This is a genomic window from Burkholderia sp. Ac-20349, assembly GCF_017104865.1.
GTDB classification, from domain to species: domain Bacteria; phylum Pseudomonadota; class Gammaproteobacteria; order Burkholderiales; family Burkholderiaceae; genus Burkholderia; species Burkholderia aenigmatica.
This window is the reverse complement of record NZ_JAAGPM010000021.1, coordinates 14,088-25,568: the sequence shown is the minus strand read 5'-3', so window position 1 is coordinate 25,568 and position 11,481 is coordinate 14,088. Positions and strand designations below refer to the sequence as shown.

Annotated in this window: 11 protein-coding genes; all 11 read left to right on the top strand. The window is 66.0% G+C overall.

Annotated features, from left to right (window positions below; translation table 11 throughout):
• Positions 1-49: 49 nt before the first annotated feature.
• The 11 genes from G3N61_RS10475 to G3N61_RS10425 all read left to right on the top strand — a co-directional run bounded on the left by G3N61_RS10475 (position 50) and on the right by G3N61_RS10425 (position 11,474).
• A complete protein-coding gene (locus G3N61_RS10475) occupies positions 50-1,075 on the top strand; it encodes a helix-turn-helix domain-containing protein (protein ID WP_205822353.1) in 1,026 nt (341 codons plus the stop codon).
• A gap of 112 nt (positions 1,076-1,187) precedes the next feature.
• Positions 1,188-2,492, top strand: a complete 1,305-nt coding sequence (gene ispG, locus G3N61_RS10470; protein ID WP_043188280.1) for a flavodoxin-dependent (E)-4-hydroxy-3-methylbut-2-enyl-diphosphate synthase — start codon at positions 1,188-1,190, stop codon at positions 2,490-2,492.
• Between the two features lie 16 nt (positions 2,493-2,508).
• Positions 2,509-3,849, top strand: a complete 1,341-nt coding sequence (gene hisS, locus G3N61_RS10465; protein ID WP_205822352.1) for a histidine--tRNA ligase — start codon at positions 2,509-2,511, stop codon at positions 3,847-3,849.
• Between the two features lie 55 nt (positions 3,850-3,904).
• Positions 3,905-4,534, top strand: coding sequence for a tetratricopeptide repeat protein (locus G3N61_RS10460; RefSeq protein ID WP_043188288.1), 630 nt, complete (start codon positions 3,905-3,907; stop codon positions 4,532-4,534).
• Positions 4,535-4,575: 41 nt separating this feature from the next.
• Positions 4,576-5,721, top strand: coding sequence for an outer membrane protein assembly factor BamB (gene bamB / locus G3N61_RS10455; RefSeq protein ID WP_205822351.1), 1,146 nt, complete (start codon positions 4,576-4,578; stop codon positions 5,719-5,721).
• Between the two features lie 248 nt (positions 5,722-5,969).
• Positions 5,970-7,307 (top strand): ribosome biogenesis GTPase Der, encoded by a 1,338-nt coding sequence (gene der / locus G3N61_RS10450; protein ID WP_051890220.1) that lies wholly within the window; start codon positions 5,970-5,972, stop codon positions 7,305-7,307.
• A 154-nt stretch (positions 7,308-7,461) separates the two neighbouring features.
• A complete protein-coding gene (hfq, locus tag G3N61_RS10445; RefSeq protein WP_006399927.1) occupies positions 7,462-7,701 on the top strand; it encodes an RNA chaperone Hfq in 240 nt (79 codons plus the stop codon).
• 72 nt (positions 7,702-7,773) lie between these two features.
• Positions 7,774-8,949, top strand: coding sequence for a GTPase HflX (gene hflX, locus G3N61_RS10440; protein WP_175021157.1), 1,176 nt, complete (start codon positions 7,774-7,776; stop codon positions 8,947-8,949).
• Between the two features lie 47 nt (positions 8,950-8,996).
• Entirely contained in the window at positions 8,997-10,331 is a 1,335-nt protein-coding gene (gene hflK / locus G3N61_RS10435) for an FtsH protease activity modulator HflK (protein ID WP_089450609.1), read from the top strand.
• Between the two features lie 15 nt (positions 10,332-10,346).
• Positions 10,347-11,246 (top strand): protease modulator HflC, encoded by a 900-nt coding sequence (locus tag G3N61_RS10430; RefSeq protein ID WP_089450608.1) that lies wholly within the window; start codon positions 10,347-10,349, stop codon positions 11,244-11,246.
• Positions 11,247-11,282: 36 nt separating this feature from the next.
• Entirely contained in the window at positions 11,283-11,474 is a 192-nt protein-coding gene (locus G3N61_RS10425) for a DUF2065 domain-containing protein (protein ID WP_006478685.1), read from the top strand.
• Positions 11,475-11,481 lie beyond the last annotated feature (7 nt).

Here is an 11,481-nt window from a genome sequence, read left to right as displayed (position 1 = left end):
AGGAGCCGGCGGCGGCCGCCAGTGAAGAAGAATCGACGCGAGGACAAGGATGAGTGAGCCGCAGCCGTCTAACGGCGCAGAGACGAATGGCGCGAAGCCGGCACCGGCAGGGTTGGAATCGCTTGCGGCGGTCGGCAGCCGGCTGGCGCAGCTTCGGGAGGCGAGGGGTTGGACCGTCGACGACGTGTCGGCGCGACTCAAGGTCGCACCGCCGAAGCTTCGGGCGCTCGAGGCCGGCGACATCAGCCATTTGCCTGGTGTGACGTTTGCGCTCGGCGTCGTGCGCAGCTACGCGAAGATGCTCGGCGTCGATCCGGAACCGTTCGCGCAGGCGTTGCGCCGTGAGCGCGGGGTGCCGGAAGTCGACCTGTCGATGCCCGCGTCGTCGGGGACGGATCTGCCGCGCGGCCGCGTGTCGATTCCGCTGGGCGGATCGTCGCGGCATCACCCGTGGCTGTGGGGCACGGCGATCGTCGTCGTCGCGGTGGTTGCGGTACTGATGTGGCACACTGGCGGCGATTCGGCCAGCCTGCTCGCGCGCTTCAAGAGCGGCGACGCGGAGCATGCGTCGGCCGCGAGCGTGCCGGCTGGATCCTCGTCGTCAGTCGAAGAGGCGGCATCGAGCGGTGCGTCTGCCGTGGTCGCGAATGAGGTTCCGGCCCCGGCTGCTGCTTCTGCCGCCCCGGCGCCGGTCGTTGCGTCGGCTGCTCCGGCACCTGCGCCCGTGGCGCCGGTCGTGACGGCGGCTGCATCGCAGCCCGTCGTGGCACCGACGGCGGCCAGCGCCGCCGCGCCGGCCCAGCCGGCGAGTGTCGTGGTGGCGGCCGGCCAGTCGATGATCGAGCTGAAGGTCAAGCAGGACAGCTGGTTCAGCGTGCGCGACAAGAGCGGCAAGGAGCTGTTCTCCGGGCTGGTGCACGGCGGCGAGGCGAAGCAGGTCGCTGGCGACGGGCCGTTCAAGGTCACGATCGGCAACAAGGCAGGCCTCGATACGGTTGCGTTCGACGGAAAACCTGTCGATCCGGCAAAATATTCGGCAGCGCGGGGTAATGTGGCGCGGTTCACGTTGCCCTGACGTCAAGCGCCGTGGCGAAGGCCTGTCGTCGATATCGGCAGGCCGGGAAGGCACGGCGCTTTTTCAATTCATGCGCCGCGCCGCGGCGCATTCCGCGTAAATGGATCTATCGATGCAATCCGAAGCTCAATCCCCACGCAGCAGTCAGATTTGTTCAACCGAGCCGGTGTTCGGCGGGCATCAGCCGCGCCGCGTATCGCATGCGGTGGATGTCCGTTGGGGCGGGCAGCTCGTGACGATCGGCGGCGACGCGCCGGTGCGCGTGCAGTCGATGACGAATACCGACACGGCCGACGCGATCGGCACGGCAATCCAGATCAAGGATCTCGCGAATGCGGGCTCCGAACTGGTGCGCATCACGGTCAACACGCCCGAGGCCGCGGCCGCCGTGCCGGCGATCCGCGAGCAGCTCGACCGGATGGGCGTGACGGTGCCGCTCGTCGGCGATTTCCACTACAACGGCCACCTGCTGCTGCGCGACTACCCGGGCTGCGCGGAGTCGTTGTCGAAGTACCGGATCAACCCGGGCAACGTCGGCCAGGGTGCGAAACGCGACACGCAGTTCGCGCTGATGATCGAAGCGGCCGCCAAGTACGACAAGGCGGTGCGGATCGGCGTGAACTGGGGCAGCCTCGACCAGGACCTGCTCGCGCGCATGATGGACGAGAACGGCGCGCGTGCGCAGCCGTGGGATGCGCAGAGCGTGATGTACGAGGCGCTGATCCAGTCGGCGATCGGCTCGGCCGAACGTGCGGTCGAACTGGGCCTCGGCCGCGACCGCATCGTGCTGTCGTGCAAGGTTAGCGGCGTGCAGGACCTGATCGCCGTGTACCGCGAGCTCGGCCGCCGCTGCGGCTTCGCGCTGCACCTCGGGCTGACCGAGGCGGGCATGGGCTCGAAGGGCATCGTCGCGTCGACGGCTGCGCTCGGCGTGCTGCTGCAGGAGGGGATCGGCGACACGATCCGCATCTCGCTGACGCCGGAGCCGGGCGCGCCGCGCACGGGCGAGGTGATCGTCGGCCAGGAAATCCTGCAGACGATGGGCCTGCGCTCGTTCGCGCCGATGGTGATCGCGTGCCCGGGCTGCGGCCGCACGACGAGCACGCTGTTCCAGGAACTCGCGATGCAGATCCAGACCTACCTGCGCGAGCAGATGCCGGTCTGGCGCAAGGAATATCCGGGCGTCGAGAAAATGAACGTCGCGGTGATGGGCTGCATCGTCAACGGCCCGGGCGAATCGAAGCACGCGAACATCGGCATCAGCCTGCCGGGTTCGGGCGAAAACCCGGCCGCACCTGTCTTCATCGACGGCGAGAAGGTCAAGACGCTGCGCGGCGAGCGAATCGCCGAGGAATTCCAGCAGATCGTCAGCGACTACGTCGCACGCAATTACGGCCGCGCTGAGGCCACGAACTAATTCGTCCACACACACGATGACTGAACAAAAACGCAAGATCGAGAAGCTCACCGGCGTCAAGGGCATGAACGACATCCTCCCGCAGGATGCCGGCCTTTGGGAGTTCTTCGAAGCCACCGTGAAATCGCTGCTGCGCGCATACGGTTACCAGAACATCCGCACGCCGATCGTCGAGCACACGCAGCTCTTCACGCGCGGCATCGGTGAGGTCACCGACATCGTCGAGAAGGAGATGTACAGCTTCACCGACGCGCTGAACGGCGAGAACCTGACGATGCGCCCGGAAAACACCGCGGCGGTCGTGCGCGCGTCGATCGAGCACAACATGCTGTACGACGGCCCGAAGCGCCTGTGGTACATCGGCCCGATGTTCCGTCACGAGCGTCCGCAGCGCGGCCGCTACCGCCAGTTCCACCAGGTCGGCGTCGAGGCGCTCGGCTTTGCGGGTCCCGATGCGGATGCCGAGATCATCATGATGTGCCAGCGCCTGTGGGACGACCTCGGCCTGACCGGCATCAAGCTCGAGATCAACTCGCTCGGCCTCGCCGAAGAGCGTGCCGCGCACCGCGTCGAACTGATCAAGTACCTCGAACAGTTCGCCGACGTGCTCGACGAGGATGCGAAGCGTCGCCTGTATACGAACCCGCTGCGCGTGCTCGATACGAAGAACCCCGCGCTGCAGGAAATCGCGCAGAACGCGCCGAAGCTGATCGACTTCCTCGGCGATGAATCGCGCGCGCACTTCGAAGGGCTGCAGCGCCTGCTGCTCGCGAACAACATCCCGTTCAAGATCAACCCGCGTCTCGTGCGTGGTCTGGACTACTACAACCTGACCGTGTTCGAGTGGGTCACCGACAAGCTCGGCGCGCAGGGCACGGTTGCGGCCGGTGGCCGCTACGATCCGCTGATCGAGCAGCTCGGCGGCAAGCCGACCGCCGCGTGCGGCTGGGCGATGGGCATCGAGCGGATCCTCGAACTGCTGAAGGACGAGGATCTCGCGCCCGAGCAGGAAGGTGTCGACGTGTACGTCGTGCACCAGGGCGAGACCGCACGTGAACAGGCGTTCATCGCGGCCGAACGCCTGCGCGATACGGGCCTCGACGTGATCTTCCACTGCAGCGCCGACGGTGCGCCGGCCAGCTTCAAGTCGCAAATGAAGCGAGCCGACGCAAGCGGTGCCGCGTTCGCGGTGATCTTCGGTGAAGAAGAGGTTGCGAACGGGACGGTGGGCGTGAAAGCGCTGCGCGGTGCGGGCGGAGATGGGGAAAAGAACGTTCAGCAGACCGTACCGGTCGAAGGCTTGACCGAATTCCTAATCAATGCGATGGTTGCATCCGCCGAAGACGGCGACGACTGATCGCGCTGGCATCCGCTCGACAAGAAAGGCCTGAACAGGAAGGAATCGCTCGCCGATGAGTTATCACGACGAACAAGAATCGATTGAAAGTCTCAAGGCGTGGTGGGCCCGCTGGGGTAACCTCACCACGTGGATCGTGCTCGCGGCGCTCGTCGTCGCGGCCGGTTTCAACGGCTGGAACTACTGGCAGCGCCGTCAGGCTGCCGAGGCGTCCGGGCTGTACGAGCAGGTCCAGAAGGCCGCCGCCGCGAACGACAAGGCGACGATGGCCCGCGCGGCCGCCGACATGGAAGACAAGTTCGGCAGCACGCCGTATGCGCAGATGACGGCGCTCTCCGCCGCGAAGACGCTGTACGCGGCCGGCGACGCGGCAGGTGCGAAGGCGCAGTTGCAATGGGCCGTCGATCACGCCAAGGATGACGAGTACAAGCAGATCGCGAAGCTGCGTCTCGCGGCGCTGCTGCTCGACGAGAAGGCGTACGACGCGGGCCTCGCGCTGCTGTCGGGTACGCCGGTCGATGCATTCAAGGGCCTCGTGGCCGATCGCCGTGGCGATCTGCTTGCTGCGCAAGGCAAGACCGACGATGCGCGCGCGGCTTACAAGCTTGCGCTCGACGGCCTGTCGAAGGACGACCAGTCTGCGCGCCAGCTCGTTCAGTTCAAGCTGGACGCGCTCGGCGGCTGAATCCTGGTCCCCTCAACCTCTTAACTCTGCTTCGCTAACCGATGAATTTGCTGAAACGTTACGCTGTGCCCGTTGCCTGCGCGGCGGCTGTCCTCGCATTGGCGGCCTGCTCGTCGACGAAGGATGCGCGCCGCGTGCCGACGCCGCTCACCGAGTTCAAGCCCCAGATGGACGTGCAACAGGTCTGGAAGGCGGGCGTCGGCAAGGGCGGGCGCTACCTGTTCTCGCCGGTGGCCGTAGGCGACGCCGTCTATGCGGCGGGCGAAAACGGTTCGGTCGAGAAGATCGACGCGAAGACGGGCCAGACGCTCTGGCGCGCGAAGGTCGGTTCCGACCTGTCGGCCGGTGTCGGCAGCGACGGCAACCTGACCGCGGTCGGCGCGCTGAAGGGCGGCGTGTTCGTGCTGGGCCCGGACGGCAAGCAACTGTGGAAGACCAGCGTGCAGGGCGAGATCTTCTCGCCGCCGCTCGTCGGCAACGGCCTTGTCGTCGTCCGCACGATCGACGGCCAGGTGATCGCGTTCAACGCGCAGACGGGCGAGCAGAAGTGGAACTACCGCAACCGCGCGGTGCCGCTGAACCTGCGCGTGTCGGCCGGCATGACGTTCGCGGGTGACGCGGCGGTGCTGGCGGGCTTTCCGGGCGGCGGGCTGGTCGCAATCAACCTGCAGACGGGTGAGCCGTTCTGGCAGACGCCGGTGTCGTTTCCGAAGGGCGTGACCGAGGTCGAGCGCATCAACGACGTCAGCGGCCCGCCGACGCTCGTGGGCGCGGAAGCCTGCGCGGTGACGTTCCAGGGGCAGCTCGGCTGCTTCGATGCAAACTCGGGCCGCCCGCTGTGGGAAAAGGCGTTCTCGAGCCGCAGCGGTCTCGCGCAGGATGATTCGGTGGTCGCCGGCGGCGACGACTGGTCGGTCGTGACGGCGTACGATGCCGCTTCGGGCAACGAGCTGTGGCGCAACGACAAGCTGAAGAGCCGTGACGTCGGCGTGCCGTATCTGCTCGGGCACGCGGTCGTGATGGGCGATTACAAGGGCTTCGTGCACTTCCTGTCGCGCGAAGACGGCAGCTTCATCGCACGGATGAAGACCGACGGCAGCGCGATTACGGCGGCGCCGGTCCTCGCGGGCAATACGCTCGTCGTGCAAACGAAGGACGGCGGCCTGTACGGATTCCGTCCGCGCTGACGCGCAGGAAACATGCGCGGCCGCGGTGTGACGGGCTTTGTCCCGCGCACCGCGGCCGCGCGATTTGAAGGCGGCCGGTGCTCCCGGCCGCTCGGTATTTGAAAGGCAGTTCGAGACGAAAGACGACGGCGCGCAACGCGCGCCAGGCGCGCGCATCCGGCGCGGCGCGAATTCGTGATATTTTCATTCAGCGCAGCCGCCCGCAGCAGCGGGCCTCCCGCTGCTGCGCTTCACCGTAGAAAACACAGATGAAACCGGTCATTGCCCTCGTTGGGCGCCCCAATGTGGGGAAATCCACGCTGTTCAACCGGCTCACGCGCTCGCGTGATGCGCTGGTCGCCGACTTGCCGGGCCTGACGCGCGATCGCCATTATGGCGAAGGGCGCGTCGGCGAGCGGCCGTACCTGGTCGTCGATACGGGCGGCTTCGAGCCCGTCGCGAAGGACGGCATCCTGCACGAGATGGCACGCCAGACGCGGCAGGCCGTCGAGGAAGCCGACGTCGTCGTGTTCATCGTCGACGGCCGCAACGGGCTCGCGCCGCAGGACAAGTCGATCGCCGACTACCTGCGCAAGACCGGCCGGCCGATCTTCCTCGTCGTCAACAAGGCCGAGGGGATGAAGTACACGGCGGTCGCGACGGACTTCTACGAGCTCGGGCTCGGCGATCCGCGCGCGATCTCGGCGGCGCACGGCGACGGCGTCACCGACATGATCAACGAGGCGCTGGATGTCGCGTATGCGGACCGTCCGGAGGAAGAGGACGAGAACGACCCGTCGCGCGGCATCAAGATCGCGATCGTCGGCCGCCCGAACGTCGGCAAGTCGACGCTCGTGAACGCGCTGATCGGCGAGGATCGCGTGATCGCGTTCGACATGCCGGGCACGACGCGCGATTCGATCTACGTCGACTTCGAACGTAACGGCAAGAAATACACGCTGATCGATACGGCCGGCTTGCGCCGCCGCGGCAAGGTGTTCGAGGCGATCGAGAAATTCTCGGTCGTGAAGACGCTGCAGTCGATCTCCGACGCGAACGTCGTCATTCTTCTGCTGGATGCGCAGCAGGACATTTCCGACCAGGACGCGCACATCGCCGGCTTCGTCGTCGAACAGGGCCGCGCGCTCGTGATCGGCGTCAACAAGTGGGACGGGCTCGACGAGCATGCGCGCGAACGTGCGAAAGCGGATTTGACCCGCAAGCTGAAATTCCTCGACTTCGCGAAATCGCACTTCATTTCGGCCACGAAGAAGACGGGTATCGGCACGCTGATGCGCTCGGTCGACGACGCATACGCGGCGGCGATGGCGAAGCTGCCGACGCCGAAGCTCACGCGCGCGCTGATCGAGGCGGTCGAGTTCCAGCAGCCGCGCCGTCGCGGCCCGGTGCGTCCGAAGCTGCGCTACGCGCACCAGGGCGGCCAGAATCCGCCGATCATCGTGATCCACGGTAACGCGCTCGACGCCGTGACGGAAACGTACAAGCGTTACCTGGAAAACCGGTTCCGCGAAACTTTCTCACTGACAGGGACTCCATTGCGCATAGAGTTCCGTTCGTCGAACAATCCGTACGCGGACAAGAGCTGAAGACGCCTGTTTCACGCGTCCCGCAAGGGGTTGGCCGCAAGGCCTACGCCCCGGGCGGGCCAGGCAAAATCGGCTATAGTGTAGCGATTGGCGCCGGATCTCTTTTTCTTCGCCGCCAATCCAGATCAACCTGCAAAAAAAGATGGAGTACGCCATGAGCAACAAAGGGCAATTGTTACAAGACCCGTTTTTGAACGCACTGCGCAAAGAGCACGTTCCCGTTTCGATCTACCTCGTCAACGGCATCAAGCTTCAAGGGAACATTGAATCGTTCGACCAGTACGTCGTGTTGCTCCGTAATACGGTGACCCAGATGGTGTACAAGCACGCCATCTCGACGGTCGTGCCGGCGCGCCCGGTGAATTTCCACCCGGACGCGGAAGCCTCGTCCTAACCTATCGCAGCGGCCGGCATCCGGTCGCCGCGAGCGACCGATGCCAGCCGCCTTATCTTGACACCTGAAAATTTGATCAACGCAGCGCTCGTCGGCATCGATTTCGGCAAGACCGATTTCGAAGCCAGTCTCGAAGAACTCAGTCTTCTCGCCTCCAGCGCCGGGGCCCGTCCCGCCGTCACCCTCACAGGCCGTCGCGCCAGTCCCGATGCCAAGATGTTCATCGGCAGCGGCAAAGCCGAAGAACTCCGGCTCGCCTGCGACGCGCACAACGTCGAAATCGTCATCTTCAACCACGCACTGGCGCCAGCCCAGCAACGTAATCTGGAGCAGGCACTTAACAGGCGTGTGGTCGATCGCACCAGCCTCATCCTCGACATCTTTGCGCAGCGCGCCCGCAGCCACGAAGGCAAGCTGCAGGTCGAACTCGCACAGCTTCAGTATCTGTCGACGCGACTCATTCGCGCATGGACCCACCTCGAGCGTCAGAAGGGCGGTATCGGCCTGCGCGGCCCGGGTGAAACGCAGCTCGAAACCGACCGCCGGCTGATCGGCGAGCGCATCAAGATGCTGAAGTCGCGGCTCGACCGGCTGCGCCGGCAACACAGTACGCAACGCCGGCAGCGTGCGCGCAGCGGCACGATGTCGGTGTCGCTCGTCGGCTATACGAACGCGGGCAAGTCGACGCTGTTCAACGCGCTGACGAAAGCGCAGGCGTATGCGGCCGACCAGCTGTTCGCCACGCTCGACACGACGTCGCGGCGCGTGTACCTCGGCGACGAGGTCGGCCAGATCGTCGTGTCGGATACGGTCGGGTTCATCCGCGAGTTGCCTCACCAGTTGGTCGCCGCATTCCGCGCGACCCTCGAGGAAACGATCCACGCGGATCTGCTGCTGCACGTGGTCGATGCGTCGAGCGCGGTCAGGCTTGAACAGATCGAGCAGGTCAACGGCGTGCTGCACGAGATCGGCGCGGACACGATCCGGCAGGTGCTGGTATTCAACAAGATCGACGCCGTGCCTGAGCTGGCGGCCCGCGGCGACGCGGTCGAGCGGGACGAGTATGGTAATATTTCGCGCGTCTTTTTGAGCGCGCGCACCGGTCAGGGTCTTGACGCGTTGCGTGCCGCCATCGCCGAAATCGCCTCCGCGGAACACCTTTCCAGCGCGACGTTACCCAACGGCGCGTTCGACGGCGCTCCCGCAGAACCACACGAAGACCACACGATTTCCGAACACGGGCGCTAACCGGTCCCGGCCGGTTCGCCGGCGTCTAATCTGGTGAACAAACTCTGGTGAACGAATACAACGAGCGGAGTACCTGGCGGCGGATGCGCGCCTTGCTGTCGATCAACGATCCCCGCTGGGGACGCGGCGAAGGCAATGGCAAGGATGGATCCCGTCCCCGTGCGAACGAATCGAAGCGGCCGCAAGGCGGCGACGGCGATGGCCCGCCCGATCTCGACGAGATGTGGCGCAACTTCAACCGACGCCTGAACGGCCTGTTCGGCGGCAAGGGCGGCAACGGTTTCCGTCCTGACAACGGGCGAGCCGCGCGAGTCGGCGTCGGCATCGTGATCGGCGTGCTGGTCGCGGTCTACGCGGGCAGCGGGCTGTTCGTCGTGCAGGACGGCCAGACGGGCGTCGTGCTGCAACTCGGCAAGCTGTCGGGCACGGTCGGTCAGGGCGTGCACTGGCGCGCGCCGTATCCGTTCGCGTCGCATGAGATCGTCGATACGTCGCAGGTCCGCTCGATCGAGATCGGCCGCAACAACGTCGTGCGTCTCGCGAACGTGAAGGAAGCGGCGATGCTGACGCGCGATGCCGATATCGTCGACGTGCGTTTCATCGTCCAGTACCGGATCCGTTCCGCGACCGATTACCTGTTCCGCAGCGTCGATCCCGAGCGCAGCGTCTCGCAGGCCGCCCAGGCCGCGGTGCGTGCGATCGTCGGTACGCGCAGCGCGGCCGACGTGCTGAACCAGGATCGTGATGCGCTGCGCGAGCAGCTGTCCACCGCGATCCAGCGCGATCTCGATCGCTACCAGTCGGGGCTCGAGGTGACGGCCGTCACGATGCAGAGCGTGGCGGCGCCCGAGCAGACGCAGGCCGCGTACGGCGAAGTCGCGAAGGCGCGCGACGAGCGCGAGGCCGCGAAGCGTGCTGCACAGGCATATGCAAGCGACCTGCTGCCGAAGGCGCAGGGCGATGCCGCGAAGCTCGTCGACGAAGCGAAGGCGTATGCCGATCGCGTGGTCACGGAAGCCGAAGGCGATGCCGATCGCTTCAAGCAGGTCTATGCGCAGTACTCGAAGGCGCCCGCGGTGATCCGCGAGCGGATGTATCTCGAGACGATGCAGGAAATCTATTCGAACTCGACGAAGGTGTTCGTCGGCAACAAGGGCGGCAACAGCGTCGTGTATCTGCCGCTCGACAAGCTCGTCGAGCAGGGGCGGCAAAACGCCGCGGCGTCCACTGGCGCAGCCGTGCCCGATGCGGCGTCGGCGCCGGCGGCCGTCGCGCCGGCTGCAGCGGCACCCGCGAGTGCGGCGTCGGCAGCGTCGGGCAACGACGTGCTGCGATCGCGCGAAGCGTTTCGCAGCCGGTCGCGCGAAGACGATCTGAAGTAACGGGGAGCGCAGAACATGAACCGAATCATTGCGCTCGTCGTCGCAATCGTGATCGTTGCCTTCGCGGCATCGTCGACCGTCCTTACCGTCGATCCGCGCCACACGGCCGTGCTGTCGGGGCGCGACGGCGCGCAGCCCGAGCTGGCTGGCCCGGGCATCCATTTCAAGTTGCCGCCGCCGCTGCAGACGGCCACGCTGATCGACACGCGCCTGCAATCGCTCGAGTCGTCGGATCCGCTGCAACTGGCAACGGAAGACAAGCACGACCTGCTCGTCGCCTATGCGGTGAAATACCGGATCAGCGATCCGATGAAGTATTTCACGGCGACGGGTGGCGACCCGGCGGCAGCCGGCGAACGTCTGGCCGGCGCGCTGAAGAGCGCACTCGGCGACGCGTTCGGCAAGCGCGCGCTCGACGACGCGCTCGGCGGCCAGCGTGCGATCGCCGATGCGGCCCGCGACGAAGTGAAGGCGAAGGCGTCCGGGTTCGGCGTCGACGTGGTCGACGTCCAGCTGATGCGCGTCGACTTGCCCGCCGCGCAGACCGATGCCGTCTATCAGCGGATGATCGGCGCACTGCGCGATCAGGCGGCGCAGGTGCGTGCGCAAGGCGCGGCCGACGTCGAGCAGATCAAGGCCGATGCCGAACGCGAACAGCAGGCCGTGCTCGCGAACGCGTACAAGTCCGCGCAGACGATCAAGGGCGAGGGCGATGCGAAGGCTGCGACGATTGCCGCCGACGCGTTCGGCCGCGATCCGCAGTTCTATCAGTTCTACGCGAGCCTGCAGGCTTACCGGAACACGTTCAAGCGCAACGACATCATCGTCGTCGATCCCGACAGCGAGTTCTTCCGCTTCATGCGCAGCCCGACGGGCGGTGCCGCACCGGCGGCGCCTGCTCCCCGCAAACACTGACCTTGGGGCGCCGCGTCGAGCGGCGCCGTCGCTCGCATGGACCTGGCTGGCTCGTTGTTGCTCGCAGTAGCGCTGATGCTGATCATCGAGGGGGCGTTCCCCTTCGTGTTTCCCGTCGCCTGGCGCGACACGTTTCGTAGAATAGCTGAGCGGCCGCCGCATCATATCCGGATCGGCGGGCTGATCGTGATGGTGCTCGGGCTCGTACTGCTGCTGCTCGCGACCTGACCGGACA